This window comes from Egicoccus sp. AB-alg2 (genome assembly GCF_041821065.1).
In the GTDB taxonomy this organism is placed as follows: Bacteria; Actinomycetota; Nitriliruptoria; order Nitriliruptorales; family Nitriliruptoraceae; genus Egicoccus.
In genome coordinates this window covers 392,737-409,321 of the sequence record NZ_JBGUAX010000006.1, presented here as the reverse complement: position 1 = coordinate 409,321, position 16,585 = coordinate 392,737, and the positions used below count along the sequence as shown (strand labels likewise).

At 72.6% G+C, this 16,585-nt stretch carries 17 protein-coding genes and 2 tRNA genes; 13 read left to right on the top strand and 6 right to left on the bottom strand.

From position 1 onward, the window contains the following. Nucleotide 1: 1 nt before the first annotated feature. From ACERM0_RS14205 to ACERM0_RS14195, 3 genes are read right to left on the bottom strand one after another with little or no spacing between them, the layout of a single operon-like run. Nucleotides 2-403, bottom strand: coding sequence for a hypothetical protein (locus tag ACERM0_RS14205; RefSeq protein WP_373679254.1), 402 nt, complete (start codon nt 401-403; stop codon nt 2-4). Continuing rightward, nucleotides 400-819 carry an RDD family protein gene (locus ACERM0_RS14200; RefSeq protein WP_373679269.1) on the bottom strand — a complete coding sequence of 140 codons (420 nt, stop codon included), beginning with the start codon at nt 817-819 and terminating at the stop codon, nt 400-402. The genes ACERM0_RS14205 and ACERM0_RS14200 overlap by 4 nt, the downstream gene beginning before the upstream one ends. A gap of 23 nt (nt 820-842) precedes the next feature. Continuing rightward, nucleotides 843-1,349: an RDD family protein gene (locus ACERM0_RS14195; protein WP_373679253.1), complete on the bottom strand. Its 507-nt coding sequence runs from the start codon at nt 1,347-1,349 to the stop codon at nt 843-845. Between the two features lie 177 nt (nt 1,350-1,526). Between ACERM0_RS14195 and ACERM0_RS14190 the strand changes: the two genes are divergently transcribed. From ACERM0_RS14190 to ACERM0_RS14155, 8 genes are all read left to right on the top strand, one after another. Continuing rightward, nucleotides 1,527-2,588, top strand: coding sequence for a 3-isopropylmalate dehydrogenase (locus tag ACERM0_RS14190; RefSeq protein ID WP_373679252.1), 1,062 nt, complete (start codon nt 1,527-1,529; stop codon nt 2,586-2,588). Between the two features lie 80 nt (nt 2,589-2,668). Next, nucleotides 2,669-3,595, top strand: a complete 927-nt coding sequence (locus ACERM0_RS14185) for a branched-chain amino acid transaminase (RefSeq protein WP_373679251.1) — start codon at nt 2,669-2,671, stop codon at nt 3,593-3,595. A 24-nt stretch (nt 3,596-3,619) separates the two neighbouring features. Further along, entirely contained in the window at nt 3,620-4,606 is a 987-nt protein-coding gene (locus ACERM0_RS14180; RefSeq protein WP_373679250.1) for an alpha/beta hydrolase, read from the top strand. A gap of 102 nt (nt 4,607-4,708) precedes the next feature. Beyond that, nucleotides 4,709-5,926 carry a GNAT family N-acetyltransferase gene (locus ACERM0_RS14175; RefSeq protein WP_373679249.1) on the top strand — a complete coding sequence of 406 codons (1,218 nt, stop codon included), beginning with the start codon at nt 4,709-4,711 and terminating at the stop codon, nt 5,924-5,926. Between the two features lie 85 nt (nt 5,927-6,011). After that, on the top strand, nt 6,012-7,238 hold the full coding sequence (locus ACERM0_RS14170; RefSeq protein ID WP_373679248.1) for a GNAT family N-acetyltransferase: 1,227 nt from the start codon (nt 6,012-6,014) through the stop codon (nt 7,236-7,238). A gap of 74 nt (nt 7,239-7,312) precedes the next feature. Then, entirely contained in the window at nt 7,313-7,531 is a 219-nt protein-coding gene (locus tag ACERM0_RS14165; protein ID WP_373679247.1) for a dodecin, read from the top strand. 240 nt (nt 7,532-7,771) lie between these two features. After that, nucleotides 7,772-9,415 (top strand): citramalate synthase, encoded by a 1,644-nt coding sequence (gene cimA, locus ACERM0_RS14160; RefSeq protein ID WP_373679246.1) that lies wholly within the window; start codon nt 7,772-7,774, stop codon nt 9,413-9,415. A 37-nt stretch (nt 9,416-9,452) separates the two neighbouring features. Further along, nucleotides 9,453-10,289: a fumarylacetoacetate hydrolase family protein gene (locus ACERM0_RS14155; protein WP_373679245.1), complete on the top strand. Its 837-nt coding sequence runs from the start codon at nt 9,453-9,455 to the stop codon at nt 10,287-10,289. A gap of 7 nt (nt 10,290-10,296) precedes the next feature. On the opposite strand, the gene ACERM0_RS14150 is transcribed toward ACERM0_RS14155, so the two are convergent. After that, the gene (locus ACERM0_RS14150) at nt 10,297-10,809 is read right to left on the bottom strand and encodes a TspO/MBR family protein (protein WP_373679244.1); all 513 of its coding nucleotides are present in this window, start codon (nt 10,807-10,809) and stop codon (nt 10,297-10,299) included. 220 nt (nt 10,810-11,029) lie between these two features. Here ACERM0_RS14150 and def point away from each other — a divergent pair, with 220 nt between their 5' ends. After that, complete coding sequence (gene def / locus ACERM0_RS14145) at nt 11,030-11,590, top strand: peptide deformylase (RefSeq protein ID WP_373679243.1); 561 nt, start codon at nt 11,030-11,032, stop codon at nt 11,588-11,590. Between the two features lie 106 nt (nt 11,591-11,696). After that, nucleotides 11,697-13,115, top strand: coding sequence for an adenylosuccinate lyase (gene purB / locus ACERM0_RS14140; RefSeq protein WP_373679242.1), 1,419 nt, complete (start codon nt 11,697-11,699; stop codon nt 13,113-13,115). A gap of 10 nt (nt 13,116-13,125) precedes the next feature. Here purB and ACERM0_RS14135 read toward each other — a convergent pair whose 3' ends face one another. Beyond that, the gene (locus tag ACERM0_RS14135; RefSeq protein ID WP_373679241.1) at nt 13,126-13,632 is read right to left on the bottom strand and encodes a hypothetical protein; all 507 of its coding nucleotides are present in this window, start codon (nt 13,630-13,632) and stop codon (nt 13,126-13,128) included. 180 nt (nt 13,633-13,812) lie between these two features. Here ACERM0_RS14135 and ACERM0_RS14130 point away from each other — a divergent pair, with 180 nt between their 5' ends. From ACERM0_RS14130 to ACERM0_RS14120, 3 genes are all read left to right on the top strand, one after another. Beyond that, nucleotides 13,813-15,411: a glutamate--tRNA ligase gene (locus ACERM0_RS14130; protein WP_373679240.1), complete on the top strand. Its 1,599-nt coding sequence runs from the start codon at nt 13,813-13,815 to the stop codon at nt 15,409-15,411. A 198-nt stretch (nt 15,412-15,609) separates the two neighbouring features. After that, nucleotides 15,610-15,681, top strand: a tRNA-Gln gene (locus tag ACERM0_RS14125). Nucleotides 15,682-15,777: 96 nt separating this feature from the next. Continuing rightward, a tRNA-Glu gene (locus ACERM0_RS14120) sits at nt 15,778-15,853 on the top strand. Nucleotides 15,854-15,894: 41 nt separating this feature from the next. Here ACERM0_RS14120 and ACERM0_RS14115 read toward each other — a convergent pair. Then, nucleotides 15,895-16,506, bottom strand: a complete 612-nt coding sequence (locus tag ACERM0_RS14115) for an HNH endonuclease (RefSeq protein WP_373679239.1) — start codon at nt 16,504-16,506, stop codon at nt 15,895-15,897. Nucleotides 16,507-16,585 lie beyond the last annotated feature (79 nt).

The window sequence follows — 16,585 nt, the reverse complement described above, 5'->3', positions numbered from 1 at the left end:
GCTAGTCACCGGCCGGCAGCGCGGCGCGAACGGCCGGTGCGAGATGGTGGCGACGGTCGGCGGTCAGCTCCACGCCGCGCAGTTCGCCCCTCGCCAGCCACCACAGCAGCGTGATCAGCGGCCAGTCGTCGGGCAGGGCGGCGGCCCAGCGACGTGCGGCTGCACCGTCGTCGGCGTGGCCGGCGCACCAGCCGTCATCGCCCAGTGCCAGGCCGCAGTCACGGCACACCGCCGTCCAGGCGACCGGGCCGCACAGCGGCAGCAGCCTCGGCGCGTCGCCGCAGCGGTCGCACGAGCCCGCCTCGACGGCGCACGGCCCGTACTCGCCCGCCGTGACCCAGGGGGCGACCTCGCGCAGCGCCGCGCGCAGGCGCGGCCGGTCGACGTCCTGCGACAGGATCATGCCGACGAGCGTACGAACGTCGCCGCGTAGCGGTCGTGGATGCCGACGCTGCGCGGGTCGCGGGCGATCGTGACCGCGATGCCGACGCTGGCGAGCACGGCGAGCAGCTGTCCGAAGACCGTCGGCAACAGCGAGGTCAGCAGCCACAGGTTTCGCACCGACGACGGGCCCAACCCCGGAGCCCGACCCGCCGCGTCGACCACCGACAGACGCAGCAGCCGCTTGCCGACCGTCCCACCCCGGGCGTCCAGCACCACGAAGTACACGAACCCCGCCAGCCCGGTGGCGACCGTGACGGCGCGGTCGTCACCGGGCGCGCCCAGCAGGAACAGCGGCACCAGGACGAGGCCGATCAGCAGGCCGTCGACGAGCTTCGCGACGAAGCGGTTGCCGACCTCGGCCGGCTGGCCGGGCAGGCGGCGGTCGGGCGCGGCGCGGCTCAGGTGCGCATCACCGCGGTGCCGGCGAACTGGTCGTGGTAGCCGCGGTTGTTCTGGTCCGACACGATGGTGACGATGATGACGATCACGGCCACGAAGCTCAGCAGCCCGCCGAGCACCGGGATCAGGCCGAACAGCATCCAGATGTTGCGCTTGGCCGCCACGTCGGTCGGCGGGTTGCTGCCGTCGGCGACGACGACCCGCAGGTTCAGCAGGCTCTTGCCGAGCGTGGCGCCGCGGTTGGACTCCAGCAGCACGAAGTAGCCGAACCACAGCACCGACACGATCGCGCTGCCGATCCAGCCGTCCCCGGTGAAGCCGGCCCCGAGACCGATGAGGCCGAGGATCAGCCCGGCCGGGATGCCGACCAGCAGGACGTCGAGCAGACGGGCACCGATGCGGGCACCCAGTCCGGCGGTCCCGGCCGGGATCGGCGAGCCGTACGGCGGGCCGCCGCTGGGGCCGGGTGGGGTGTTGCCCGGCGGAACGTTGGGGTCGTAGCTCATGGCGGGCTCCTCGCGATCGGCCACGGTGCACGATAGGCGCACACGACCCCGTCGGCGCCGTATTCCGGCCCACCGACCGGCCCGGGCAGGGCGTCCCGGCCACCGCCGGTCGGGGGCCGTGGGCGCGGCTGCCTAGGATCGCGGGGCCGTACGTGTCGACAGGAAGGCCCGAGAACCATGGCAGACCACCGCATCGCGATCCTGGGGGGCGACGGCATCGGTCCCGAGGTGGTCGCCGAAGGCCTCAAGGTGCTCGACCGGCTGGAGGAGCTCGAGGGCTTCACCACCCAGCGGGTCGACTACGACCTCGGCGGCCGGCGCTACCTCGCCACGGGCGAGGTGCTCGGTGACGACACGCTCGAGGAGTTGCGCGGGTTCGACGCCATCTACCTCGGCGCCGTCGGGACTCCCGACGTCCCGCCCGGCGTCATCGAGCGCGGCCTGCTGCTCAAGCTGCGCTTCGCCTTCGACCAGTACGTCAACCACCGCCCGGTCAAGCTCTACCCGGGCGTGTCGACGCCGGTCGCCGGCCTGACCCCCGACCGGTGCGACTTCGTGGTGGTACGCGAGAACACCGAGTCCGTGTACGCGGGCGCCGGCGGACGGCTGTATGCCGGCACACCCAACGAGGTCGCGACCCAGGAATCGGTCAACACCCGCCACGGTGTCGAGCGGGTCCTGCGCTACGCCTTCGAAATGGCGCAGCGCCGGCGCGGGCACCTCACGCTGGTGCACAAGACCAACGTGCTCGTCCACGCCGGGGCGCTGTGGATGGAGACGTTCGAGCTGCTCGGCGACACCGAGTTCACCGACGTCACCCGCGACTACGTACACGTCGACGCGGCCTGCCTGTACTTCGTCACCCAACCGGAGCGGTTCGACGTCGTGGTGACGGAGAACCTGTTCGGCGACATCATCACCGACCTCGGTGCCGCCGTGCAGGGCGGGATGGGGCTGGCGGCGTCCGGCAACCTCGACCCGACCCGGGCGGCGCCGTCGATGTTCGAGCCCGTGCACGGCTCGGCGCCCGACATCGCCGGGACCGGGAAGGCCGACCCCGTCGCCGCCGTGATGAGCCTCGGGCAGATGCTGGCCTTCCTGGGCGAGGAGGCGGCCGCGGCCCGTGTGGACCGTGCCGTCGGCCGGCTGCTGTCCGAGCGCGGGGACGAACGACCCGACGGTTCGGCATACTCGACCGGCGACGTGGGCGACCGGCTGACGGAGCTGGTCGGCGAGTAGCCTCGCCTCGCCGACGTCTTGAGGGAGCCACGACCGAGGCGTCGCTGCCACCGGACCGCGACCCGGGAGGACCTTGCGCCATGCCGTTTCCGAAGTCCGACAAGATCTGGATGGACGGCGAGTTCGTCGACTGGGACGCCGCCACGGTCCACGTCCTGACGCCGACGCTGCACTACGGCTACGGGGTCTTCGAGGGCATCCGCGCCTACCCGACCGACGCCGGCCCGGCCGTCTTCCAGCTGCGGCCACACCTCGCCCGGTTGCTGAAGTCGGCCAAGATCTACCCGCCGCTGGACACGATCCCGTACTCGGTCGACGAGCTGTGCGACGTCGTGTGCGAGCTCATCCGGGTCAACGGCCACGAAGGCGGCTGCTACATCCGCCCGACGATCATCCTCGGCTACGGCGAGATCGGCCTCAACCCGCTGCCGTCCAAGCCACAGACGATCATCGCGACCTGGGAGTGGGGCGCGTACCTCGGCGAGGACAGTGCCGTCAACGGGGTCAGCGTCGGCATCAGCTCCTACCGCCGGATCGGCAAGAACACCATCCCGCCGGCCGGCAAGGCCAACGGCCAGTACCTGAACTCGTCGCTGGCGAAGGTCGAGGCGCTGCGCTCGGGCTACGACGAGGCGATCATGCTCTCCGAGGACGGCTTCGTCGCCGAGGGGACCGGTGAGAACCTGTTCGTGGTCCGAGACGGCGTCGTGCTGACCCCGCCGCTGGCGGACGGCCCGCTGGGCGGCATCACCCGCTCCAGCGTGATGACGATCGCCCGGGACCTGGACATCGAGGTCCACGAGACCAGCCTCGTACGGACCGACCTCTACCTCGCCGACGAGATCTTCCTGACCGGCACCGCGGCCGAACTGACGCCGGTCCGCGAAGTCGATGGCCGAGTGATCGGGCCGCGCGGGCCGGTCACCGAACGGATCCAGGCCACCTTCGTCGATGCCATCCACGGGCGCATCGACGCCTACAAGGACTGGCTGACGATCGTCGACTGACCCCTCGCCAAAGGACCCTCGCCGGTGCCGTCGCTGCGCGCACGCCTCGTCAAACAGGGGCTGGTGACGTCGGTCCGTCTCATGCGGGCCCGGGGCGGCGGCGCGCCAGACCCGGCCGGGCCGTTGGAGGACCTCGAGGCCTACGCGCTGCGCATGCGCGAACAGCTCGAGGAGATGGGCAACCGCATCCGGCTGCCGAAGACGGCGTCGTGGGAGGCCTGCGAGATGCCGGGCGTGCTCGGCGAATGGGTCCGCGACGAGCGTGCCGGCGACACCGATCGCGTCGTGTTCCACATCCACGGCGGCGCCTACGCGATGGGTTCGCCGCGCAGCCACCGCGGTCTGGCCGCCGCCCTGTCGCGGACCGCCCGCGCGCCGGTGCTGCTGCCGGAGTACCGGCTCGCCCCCGAGCACGTCTTCCCGGCCGCGCTCGACGACGTGCTGGCGGCCTGGCGGTGGCTGGTCGACGTGCACGGCGCACCCCCGGAGCGCATCGCGGTCAGCGGCGACTCCGCCGGCGGCGGCCTCGGCCTGTCGCTCCTGGTGCACCTGCGCGACGAGGGGCAGCCGCTGCCGGGCTGCTACGTGGGCATGTCCCCGTGGACCGACCTCGCCGGCACGGGCGAGTCCATGCACGAACTCGACGGGATCGACCCGTGGCTGAGCGCCGGCCTGGTGGAACCCGCGGCCCGCGCCTACGCCGGCGACCTCGAACTGAGCGACCCGCGGGTCTCGCCCCACTACGCCGACCTCACCGGGCTGCCACCGATGCTCGTCCACGTCGGCAGCGACGAGATCCTGCGCGACGACGCCCGACGGCTGGTCACCCGCGCCCGCGAGGCCGGCCTCGACGCCTCGCTGGGCGAGTTCTCCGGGCTCTGGCACGTCTTCCACGCCTTCCCCGGATTTCCCGAGTCGCGCCATGCACTGCGCGAGATCGGCGCGTTCATGCGCCGACACACCGGTGCGGACGCCGTCGCGTCGTCCCTCCCACAGCCGCGTTCGGCCTGAACATCCGTCGCCGGCCTCCCTTCCGCCATCCGCGCCGCGGACTGGTCGGGTCAGGGTCGAGCAGCTAGCGTTGGTGAGCTCGCCTGCTGGCAGGAGACCGACGTGGGCAACGACGTGGAGATCGGCCGGGTCACGGCCGACCAGTTCGCCGACTTCCGGCGGGTGTTCAACCAGACCTTCGGGTTCAGCGCCTCCGAAGAGGAGTTGGCGCGCATCCGCCCGTGGACCGAGGTCGAGCGCGCCGTCGTGGCCCGCGCCGGCGACCAGATCGTCGGCACCTCCGGCGCGTACAGCTTCGACCTGGCGCTGCCCTGGGCCGACCCGGTCGGCTGCGCCGGGATCACGGTCGTCAGCGTCCGCACCGACCACCGTCGCCGCGGCGTGCTGACGCGGATGATGCGCCAGCTGTTCGAGGACGCGTACGAGCGCGGTGAGCCCTATGCCGCGCTGTGGGCCTCCGAAGCACCCATCTACGGCCGCTTCGGCTTCGGGCCGGCCGCCCCGACCATCGAACTCGAGGTACCGCGATCCCATGGCCGCCTGCGCCGGCCGGTCGCCGTCGACGAGGTCCGGCTGGTCGACCGCGCCGCGGCCGACGCCGCGATCCCGGCCCTCTACGAGGCCTTCCGGCGCCAGCGCCACGGCATGCTCGGCCTGCCCGCCGCCTGGTGGGAGCGGATCCTCGGCGACGAGTCGTCCGACCGCGACGGGGCCAGCGAGAAGTTCTACGCGCTGATCCCCGACCGCGGCTTCGCCATCTACCGGTTGAAGTCGGACTGGAGCTCCGGGCACCCGGCGGGCACCGTGCAGTTGCAGGAACTCATCGGCCTCGATCCCGAGGCCACCGCGATGCTGTGGCAGTTCCTGCTCGACATCGACCTCAGCGGCCGCGTCCGCGCCCACCGCCGACCCGTCGACGACCCGCTGCCGCTGCTGCTCGCGGACGAGGGCCGCGCCGACGTGAAGACCGGCTGGCCGCTGCAGGTGTGCCTCCTCGACCTACCCGTGGCTCTCGCGGCACGCGGCTACGGCGTCGACGACACCATCACGCTGCGCGTCCACGACGCCTTCCAGCCCCACAACGACGGCACCTGGCGGCTGGCGGTCAGCGACGGCAAGGCCGTGTGCGAGCCGGCCGGCACGGACGCCGCCGACGTCGAGTTCGACGCCGAGGTGCTGGCCGCCCTCGTGCTCGGCGGTCATCGCGCGAGCCGCTACGCCGCGGCCGGGCGCCTGCAGGCACACACGCCCGGCGCCGTCGCCCGCACGGACCGGCTGTTCGCCACCGACGTCGCCCCCTGGCACGGCGTGATGTTCTGATTCGATCCCACCCACCACCCCGGTCGTCTCGGCCGCTGCGCGGCCTCGTTGCCCCACCCGATCCGATCCGTCTCCGGAGCCCGGCATGACGTCCGAACTCGAGCCCGAGCGCCTCACCGACGACGACGCGCTGCCCTTCGCGCGCGCGGTCTCACGCCACTTCCACGAAGACGAGAGCGACGACGACCTGCAGGCCTGGGTCGACATCGTCCGCGAACCCGCCACGGCCTTCCGGGGTTGGGTCGTGCGCGACCGGGACCAGATCGTCGCCAACTACGGCATCTATTCGATGGACGTGTCCGTGCCGGGCGGGGCGCGGATGCCCATGGCCGGCGTGACCGCCGTCGGCGTCTCGCAGACCCACCGTCGCCGGGGGCTGCTCAGCAAGATGATGCGCGCCGGGCTCGACGACGCCGCCGACCGCGGCGAGCCGGTCGCCATGCTCTTCGCCTCCGAGTCCGCCATCTACGGTCGCTTCGGGTTCGGGGTGCTGGCGCCCTCGTTCAACTACCGCATCGACCGCGGCGTCGCCTTCCGCGACCCGGTCGACACCCGCGTCGTCGAGCCCGCCACGCCCGAGCAGGCGCACGCGGAATGGCCGCAGATCCTCGAGCGGGTCCGTGACCACCGCCCCGGGTGCGCGACCCGCAGCCCGCAGTGGTGGCGGGCCGCCGTCGTGCACGATCCCGCTTCGTGGCGCAACGGCGCCAGCGCCCGCCGGCTCATCCACGTCCCCGGCCGGGGGTACGCCAGCTACCGGGTCAAGAACGACTGGGGGCACGACAGCCTCCCCGACGGCGAGGTCCGCCTGGCCGAGGTGGTCGCGACGGATCCGGAGGCCGAGGCCGCGTTGTGGCAGTACGTCTGCAACCTCGACCTGACCGCCCGGGTGGTCGCGTTCATGCGTCCGGCCGACGACGCGCTTCCCGAACTGGTCGTGGACCGGTTGCGCCTGCGGGCGACCACGGCCTCGCCGCTGTACGCGCGCCTGCTCGACGTGCAGGCGGCGTTCGAGGGGCGCAGCTACACGAGTTCGGGCCGGCTCGTGCTGGCCGTCGCCGACGGCTACCGGGACCAGTCGGGCACGTGGACGCTGGAGGTCTCGCCGGAGGGGGCGTCCATGCGACGCACCGACGACGAGCCCGACCTGGAGTTGCCGATCGACGCGCTGGCATCCGTGTGGCTCGGCGGGGTCCGGGCCGTGCAACTGGCGGCGGCGAGGCGGCTGGTCGAGCGACGCCCCGACGCCGCGGCCGACCTCGACCGGCTGGTGGCGGCCGAGCGGGCGCCCTGGACGCCGTTCGAGTTCTGACGCCCGATCACCCCGCGGCGTCGAGCCGGCCCATTACCGTGCGGGCGACGATTCCGTACCGGAGAGGACGCCGCATGTCGCACGTCTACAAGAAGATCGAACTGGTCGGTTCCAGCCGCGAGGGCGTCGACGACGCCATCCGCCGCGCCATCGCCAAGGCGGCAGAGTCCGTGCACCACCTCGACTGGTTCGAGGTGAAGGAGATCCGCGGCTGGATCCAGGACGGCGCCGTGCAGCACACCCAGGTGACCCTGCAGGTCGGCTTCCGCATCGAGGACCACGCCGACGACTGAGTCGACAGGCACGCGAACGGGACGGTACGGTCGCCGCTCGCACGTCAGACCAGGGAGCCGACGATGCGCGCCACCGTCACCACGCCGGGCCTCGCCCAGGCCGTTCGTGGCGCGTCCATCATCATTCCACCGCTCCCGTAGCCGGTGCATGCCGGGCTGCGGGAGCGGCCCGGTCCACGCTCCGTGCCTCTTCCGTCGTCCGGCCGCCATGCGCGGCCCGTCGCCGCCGAGGAGGACCACGTGACCAGCGCCACCGCCCACAGCCCGCTGCCCGACCCGGCGGCCGGACTGGACCTGTACGACACGACGCTGCGTGACGGCACGCAACGCGAAGGCGTCAGCCTGTCGGTCGACGACAAGCTGCGGGTCGCCCGGCGCATGGACGAACTCGGCGTGGCCTACATCGAGGGCGGCTGGCCGGGCGCCAACCCGAAGGACACCGCGTTCTTCGCCCGCGCCGCCGACGGCGAGCTCGCGCTCGAGCACGCCACGCTGGTGGCGTTCGGGATGACCCGTGGTGCGGGGCGTGCGGCGGAGGCCGACCCGCTGCTGCAGGCGCTCGTCGACGCCCGCACCGACGTGATCTGCCTCGTGGGCAAGTCGTGGGGCTACCACGTCGACGAGGCCCTGGGGGTGCCGCGGGCCGAGAACCTCGCGATGGTGGCGGACTCCATCCGCCACCTGAGCGCGCTGGGCAAGCGGGTGTTCTTCGACGCCGAGCACTTCTTCGACGGCTTCGCCCGCGACGGCGCCTACGCCCGCGAGGTCGTCACCGCCGCGGCCGAGGCGGGCGCCGAATGCGTCGTGCTGTGCGACACCAACGGCGGCGCGATGCCGTGGGACGTCGCGGAGATCGTGGGCGGCCTGGTGCGTGACCTGCCGAGTCAGGTCGGGCTGCACTTCCACGACGACGGTGGCTGTGCGGTGGCCAACTCGCTGCTGGGGATCGAGGCCGGCGCCACGCACGTCCAGGGGACCGCCAACGGACTGGGGGAGCGCTGCGGGAACGCGAACCTGTTCACGATCCTCGCCGACCTGCAGCTCAAGCGCGGCCTGCAACTGGTCCCGGCGGACCGGCTGGAACGGCTCACCGAGATCAGCCACACCGTCGCGGAGCTGTGCAACCAGACCACCCCGTCGATCGCTCCGTACGTCGGCCACACGGCATTCAGCCACAAGGCCGGCCTGCACGCCTCGGCGCTGGCCAAGGCGCCGGACATGTACCAGCACGTCGAACCGGAGGAGGTCGGCAACCGGCAGCGGCTGGTCGTCTCGGAGCTGGCCGGACGCTCCAACGTGTTGCTGAAGGCCAAGGAGCTGGGGGTCGACATCGACGACGAGCAGGCCCGCGCGGTGCTCGCCGAGGTCAAGCGGCGCGAGGCCGCGGGGTGGACCTACGAGGCGGCCGACGCCTCGTTCGACCTGCTGCTGCGGCGGGTGACCGGGCTGCTGCCGGCAGCCGCCGAGCCGTTCCGCTCCCAGCACTACCGGGTCAGCGTCGCGGGCGGCTCGGCCGACCTCACCGGCGCCGACGGGCCGGCCGAGGCGATCCTCGCCGTCGAGGTGCACGGCCAGCGGCGCCTGGGGGCCGGCGAGGGCAACGGGCCGGTCGACGCCCTCGACCACGCCTTCCGCAACGCCGTGAACGGCACGTGGCCGCAGCTCGACCGCATCCACCTGTCCGACTACAAGGTGCGGGTCCTCGAGGCGTCGGCCGGCACCGACGCCGTGACGCGCGTCCTGGTCACCTCGACCGACGGGGTCGACGTGTGGGACACCGTCGGGGTGCATCCCAACGTCGTGGAGGCCTCGTGGCTGGCGTTGTCGGACGCTTACACCCACGCGATCCTGCGGGTGGACTGGCCGGGGAGCGCGGACGGGTAGCGTCCGGGCCGCATCCGTCTCGACGAGGAGCTCCACCGTGGCCCGCATCGTCCGGTTCGTCCATGCCCAGACCGGCCCGTCCCCGCGCTACGGCGTGCTCGAGGACGACGGTCACGTGGTCGTGATCGAACCGCACCCGTTCACGCGGTTCCAGCCGTCGGGTGAGCGGGTGCCGCTGGAGGGCCTCCACCTGCTGGCGCCGGTGATCCCGTCGAAGATCGTCTGCGTGGGCAAGAACTACCGCGACCACGCGGCGGAGATGGGCGGCGACGTCCCCGAGGAGCCGCTGTTCTTCCTCAAGCCCTCGTCGTCGGTCGTCGGGCCCGGCGAGCCGATCCGGATCCCGACCGACCTCACCGACGAGGTGCACCACGAGGCCGAGGTCGCGGTCGTGATCGGCAAGCTGCTGCAGCGGGTGACGCCGGAGCAGGCCATCGACGGGATCCTCGGCTACACGGCCGCCAACGACGTCACGGCCCGCGACCTGCAGCGGCGCGAGAGCCAGTGGTTCCGCGGCAAGGGGTTCGACACGTTCTGCCCGTTGGGTCCGGCGATCGCGACCGGCCTGGATGCCGGTGACCTGCGGGTTCGTTGCTACGTCGACGACGAGTTGCGACAGGACGGCACCACGGCCGACCTCGTGTTCGGGATCGCCGACCTCGTGGCCGAGGTGTCCCAGGTCGTGACCCTGCTGCCCAGCGACGTGCTGCTCACCGGCACACCTGCCGGCGTCGGACCGCTCGCACCCGGACAGCGTGTCCGGGTCGAGGTGGATGGCATCGGCGTGCTCGACAACCCGGTCGTGGACCGGCAGGCGGGCGGGACGGGCGGCGGGGCCACCGGGCCGCGGTCCAACGGCCACGACGACGCCTGAGGCGGCATCAGTTGGCGGCGGCGATCGCCACGTTCAGCGCCGTCGCGTACAGCAGCCAGGCGAGGTAGGGCACGAGCAGTGCCGCGGCGAGGCGGCGGTGACGCCCGAACGCCGCGATCGTCGCGACGACCAGGACGTCCAGGACGGCGATGACGGCGACGGCCGGCCAGAACCAGCCGGCGCCGAAGAAGACGCCGGGCCAGATGGCGTTCACGACCAGTTGCGCCGCCCACAGCGACAGCGCCACGCGCGCCGCCGCGACACTGCCCGCCTGCCGCCACACGAGCCACGCGGCCAGTCCGATCAGCAGGTAGAGGACGGGCCATACGATCCCGAACGCCTCCTGTGGCGGCGCCCAGGCGGGCCGGTCCAGCGCGAGGTAGCGGCTGCCGACGTCGTCGCCCTGCAGCAGGTTGCCGATGCCGCCCGCGACCGCGCTGACGGCGACGAAGGCCAGCAGCGCGACGACGTTGCGTCCGGTGCCGCCCACGTGTGTGCGGTCGCCGACGTTCGTGGCCACGGTTCCTCCGGATCTCGTGGCCCCAGCCTGCGTCACCGAGCGCGGCCGTACCTCACCCGCACGCGGTCGTTCGACCGACGCCGGCTACGGGGACGGCACCGCGGCAACCGTGGCGGCATCCCGACGAGGTCGGAGGCGGACGTGCGAACCGGGCGTGGCGGTGCCGGGCGCCGCGCTAGGTTCGCCGACCACGCGTCCGACGTCAGGGCGGAGGGATGCCATGCCCGTGGAGGAGTTGCTCGTACGGGGCGAGCCGGTCCCGATCCTGCGGTGGGGCGAGCCCGTGCTGCACCGTCCCGCGCGCCCCGTGACGTCCTTCGACGCGGACCTGTGGGACCTGCTCGCGACGATGTTCGCGACCAACCGGGCGGCGCACGGCGCGGGGCTGGCGGCGCCCCAGATCGGCAGCGACCTCGCCGTGTTCGTGTACGACTGCGAAGACGCGCGGGGCCGGCGACGCCAGGGACTGGTGTGCAACCCGACGATCGCGCGGCTCCCCGCGACCCGACACGACGTCGCGCCGGAAGGCTGCCTGTCGCTGCCGGGCGCCTATCTCCCGTTCACCCGCCCCGACACGGCGGTGTGCCGTGGGCAGGACCAGTTCGGTCGCCCGGTGACGGTCCGCGGCACCGGTGTGCTCGCGCGCTGCCTGCAGCACGAGACCGACCACCTGCGGGGCGTCGTCCTCGAGGACCACCTGACGCCGAGGCAGCGGCGCGACCTGATGCGGCAGCACGACCGCGTGGCCGACGACTACCCGACCCACTGGCCTGCGCGCTGACCTCCCTCCGCCCCGAACGCCCCGCCGCCATGGTCGGGCGGTGGTTCGCAGGTCGGTGGGCGGCGTGGAAGGATGGGCGTCCCTGGACCGAGAAGGACCACCGGCCGTGCCCATCCCGAACGTCCTCGCCGCCCGATACGCGAGCCCGCCGATGCAGGCGCTGTGGTCCCCCGAGGGCAAGGTCGTCCTCGAACGGCAGCTCTGGATCGCCGTGCTGCGCGCGCAGCGCGACCTGGGCGTGGACGTCCCGGACGGTGTCGTCGAGGCGTACGAGGCGGTGGTCGACAAGGTCGACCTGGACGCGATCGCGGCTCGCGAACGGGTCACCCGCCACGACGTCAAGGCCCGCATCGAGGAGTTCTGTGCCCTGGCCGGGCACGAGCACGTGCACAAGGGCATGACCTCCAGGGACCTGACCGAGAACGTCGAACAGCTGCAGGTGCGACGCTCGCTCGAAGTGGTCCGCGACCGTTGCGTCGCGGCGCTCGCGCTGCTGGCCGACCGGGCCGCGGAGTTCACCGCGCTGGTGGTGGCCGGCCGCAGCCACAACGTCCCCGCGCAGGCCACCACGCTGGGCAAGCGCTTCGCGAACGCCGGGGAGGAGCTGCTGCAGGCCACCCAGCGGATCGAGGAGTTGCTGGTCCGCTATCCGCTGCGCGGCATCAAGGGGCCCGTCGGCACGCAGCAGGACATGCTCGACCTGCTCGGTGACGCGGCGCGGGTCGACCGGCTCGAGGCGCGCGTCCAGGAGCACCTCGGCTTCACCGCCCGGCTCGACAGCGTCGGCCAGGTCTATCCGCGCTCCCTCGACCTCGACGTCGTCGGGGCACTGGTGCAGGCGGCGGCCGGACCGTCCAGTCTCGCCACCACCATCCGGCTGATGGCCGGTCAGGAACTGGCCACCGAGGGGTTCCAACCGGGCCAGGTCGGGTCGTCGGCGATGCCGCACAAGATGAACTCGCGCTCGTGCGAGCGGGTCAACGGGTTCAAGGTGATCCTCGACGGCCACCTCACGATGGTGTCCGGACTGGCCGGCACCCAGTGGAACGAGGGGGACGTGTCGGACTCGGTCGTCCGTCGTGTGGCGCTGCCCGACGCCTTCTTCGCCGTCGACGGGCTGTTCGAGACGTTCCTGACCGTGCTGGTGGAGTTCGGCGCCTACCCGGCGGTCGTGGAGCGAGAACTGGCCCGCTACCTGCCGTTCCTCGCCACCACGAAGGTGCTGGTCGCGGCCGTGCGGGCCGGCGTCGGGCGCGAGGTGGCGCACGAGGTGATCAAGGAGCACGCCGTCGCGGCGGCGCTCGCCATGCGCGAGACCGGCCGGACGGAGAACGACCTGCTCGACCGGCTCGCCGCGGACGAGCGTCTCCCGCTGGATCGCGTCACGCTGGACGGGCTGCTGGCCGACCGGCTCGGCTTCGTCGGCACTGCGGAGACACAGGTCGCCCGGTTCGTCGACGCGGTCGGCGAGGTCACCCGGCGCCACCCGGACGCGGCGACCTACCGGCCCGGCGCGATCCTCTAGCCGCCGCGGGTCAGCGCGCCGCGCCCACGGACCGCGGCATCGGCAGGTGCGGGCCGGCCAGCACGGCCTCCAGCGCCGCCACGGTGTGGCCGATCCAGATCCCGACCAGCTCGGCGACCTGCTGGTACAGGCCGAGGTCGAGCGGCCGCGTCAGCCCTTGCAGGACCGCCGGCGGGGTCGCGTCGGGGTCCAGGCGTGCCTCGACGCTGATGAGGATCCCGTGGGCGTCGTCCGTGAGCGTCGCGTCGACGAGCCAGGACTCGCGGCCGGCCGCCACCGCCAGCCACAGGCGCCGCGGTGCGACCGCGTCCAGCACGCGGACGTCGAACGTCGCCAGGCGCGCCCCCTGACGGCGGCTGATCACGGCACGCGCCCCGGTGGTCAGCCGCCCGTCGCCCTCGAGGTCCATGAGGTCGAGCGACGGGTCGTCGATCACCAGCCGCTCGACGTCGACGAGGCGCTGCCAGACGTCGTCGAGCTCGGCGGGCACGTGGCGGCGGACGGTCACGACGCTCATCCTCGACTCCTCGGGTGGGGTGTCGACACGAGGGTCGACGTTCTCCGCGGGGGTGTCGTCGACCCTACGAAGCGCACCGTGCCGCGCCGTAGAGCCCAAGGTCCCGACCCGGACGCCGACCGCCCTACCATCGGCGCGAACCCGTCCCTCGCTCTCCCGCCGTCCGTGAGGCCCCTCGTCGTGTCCACCACCTCCGCCCCGCGCGTCCGCTTCTGCCCGGCTCCCTCCGGGTGGCTCCACGTCGGCAGCGTCCGCGCCGCCCTCTACAACTTCCTCCATGCCCGCCACCACGGCGGCACCTTCGTGTTCCGGATCGAGGACACCGACGTGTCGCGGGCGACCGAGGAGTCGATGCGGTCGATGATGGAGGCCATGGCCTGGATCGGGCTCGACTGGGACGAGGGCCCCGAGCCGGTCGGTGACGGGTTCGCCTCGCGGGGCGACTACGGGCCCTACCGCCAGTCCGAGCGCACGGCCCTGTACGCGGCCGTGGCGCGACGGCTCGAGGCAGCGGGCGCGACCTACCGCGACTACCGCACCGCCGAGGAGCTGGAGGCGTGGCGCGAGACGCACCGCAGCGGGCGCGGCGAGGGCCCGCCGGTGGTGAAGGCCTCCACGTTCGAGCACGCGCCCGAAGAGGCGGCCCGCCTCGCCGACGAAGGCCGCCCGGCGTCGTTGCGGCTGCGGACCCCGGAGTCGGGCACGGTCGTGGTCGAGGACCTCGTTCGCGGTGAGGTGCGCTGGGACTGGGCGCAGATCTCCGACCCGGTCATCGCCCGCTCCGACGGCAGCGCCACCTACCCGCTGGCCAACTCGGTCGACGACCTCGCGCAGGGCATCTCGCTGATCTGCCGCGGGGAGGACCTGCTGTCGGTCACCCCGCGGCAGGTCCTGCTCTACGGGCTGCTGACGGCCGACGACGGTCAGGGTTCGACCATCCTCGACGCCGCCCTGGCCGAGGTGGGACTGCCGGCGCGTGCACCGGGGTGGGCGCCGCCGCAGGCGTTCGCGCACCTGCCGATGGTGGTCGGCATGGACCGCAAGAAGCTGTCCAAGCGCCACGGCTCGGTGTCCGTCCAGGAGTTCGCCCGCCAGGGGTTCCTGCCGGAGACGCTGCGCAACTACCTGGCGCTGCTGGGCTGGGCGCCCAGGGACGGCCGCGAGCGGCTGACCGACGAGGAACTGGTCGCCGAGTTCGACCTGAACGCGGTCGGCCGGTCCGCGGCCGCGTTCGATGTAGACAAGCTCACCGCCTTCAACGGCGAGCGGATCCGCGACCTGGACCCCGACGCGCTCGCCGACCGGTTGCTGCCCTTCCTCGACGGCACCTACGGCGAAGCGCTGGTGGCCACCCCGCCGAACGGCGACCAGTTGGCGGTCGTGCGCGGGCTGGTGCCGCTGGTCCAGGAGCGCATGCAGCGTCTGGACGAGGTGCAGCGTTACGCGCCGGCCTTCCTCCGTGACGAGGTGGCCTTCGATCCGGACAGCGTCGCCAAGGTGTTCGGCAAGGCCGGTTCGATCGAGGCCATCGAGGCCGCCCAGCGCGTGCTGGCCGACGTCGACTGGAGCGTCGAGGCGATCGAGGCCGCGCTGCGCGGACTGCCGGAGGAGCTCGGCATCGGCTTCGGCAAGGTGGCCCAGCCGATCCGGGTCGCCGTGACCGGCTCGTCGGTCAGCCCGCCGCTGTTCGAGTCGATCGAGCTGCTCGGCCGCGACCGCACGCTGGCTCGCCTGACCGCGGCGCTGCCCGTCGCCAAGGAGGCACGAGGGGACGCCTGAGCACGGGTGACATCAGCCCGGGCGTCGGCGCGGGCATCGCGCGGGCCGGTGGCGAGCCGTCGCGCGCTTTGCGCGTTCGCGGCCCGCCGCATACCCTTCGCGACCGCGCACCGACCACGGCGGCCGAGCGTCACCCGAGCACCAGACCGGGGACCACGACGCGCGGAAGCGACCGCCCGACGCCGGTGCACAGCCCTTTCGGGGGTGGTGTAATCGGTAACACGACTGGTTCTGGTCCAGTTATTGAGGGTTCGAGTCCTTCCCCCCGAGCTGGTCGAACCAGCGCTCACGCGCCGGTTCGACCCGGAGACCGGCTTCGGTTAGTCTCCGCCCGCCTCGCCTGCGAGCGAGCGCGCGAACGCACAAGCCCCCGTCGTCTAGCGGCCTAGGACGCCGCCCTCTCAAGGCGGTAACGGCGGTTCAAATCCGCTCGGGGGTACCAGACGCGTTTGTCCTTCGTAGGGGCCTCCGTTCCGGGGGCCCCTACGTCGTGTCGGCGGCATCCGGCCCGAGCAGGTGCGGGGCGTACCTGCGCAATATCGTGACGGCGAAGTCGACCTTGTCCTGGACGCGTTGACCGCGCGGGTGCGCCGTGCTCCACAACTCGAGGTTCTCGATGCGATTGTCCGTTCGATTCCCGTTGACGTGATGGACGACCTCGTCCGTCCGCAGCGGGCGCTGCAGATGACGGGCCATCACCAGCCGGTGCTCCAGCGCCGACGTCGCGTCGCCCACGAGCCAGCGGTCCTCGTCCGGGACCTGGGCCTTCCAGTACCCGTGACTCAAGGATCCCTCCCCGGTGACGATCCGGATCGGCTGCTCCGGGCGCACCTCGCCGGTGTTGAGCAGCCGGCGGTAGTGCGTGTTGCAGAGTTCGCGCGCGTAGCGTTGACGGTCACAGCCGTCCACCGTGCAGGCGCCCGCGCGCCGGACCGGCACCTCAGCCCGGATGTCGCCGGTGGCCCGCCAACGTTGGTAGTGGGCATGGCACCAGCCGCGTGACTTCGCCTGGCCGTCGCAGCCCTCGACGGCACACCCCGTCGGTCGCTCGCCGCGGACGGCGCTGCCCGTCCGCAGCCAGCGCTTATAGTGCATCGCGCACCAGCCGCGGGCGTAGCGTCTCTTCGTGCAGTCGTCCTCCTGGCAGACCACCTCGGTTCGCGTCCTGACCCGC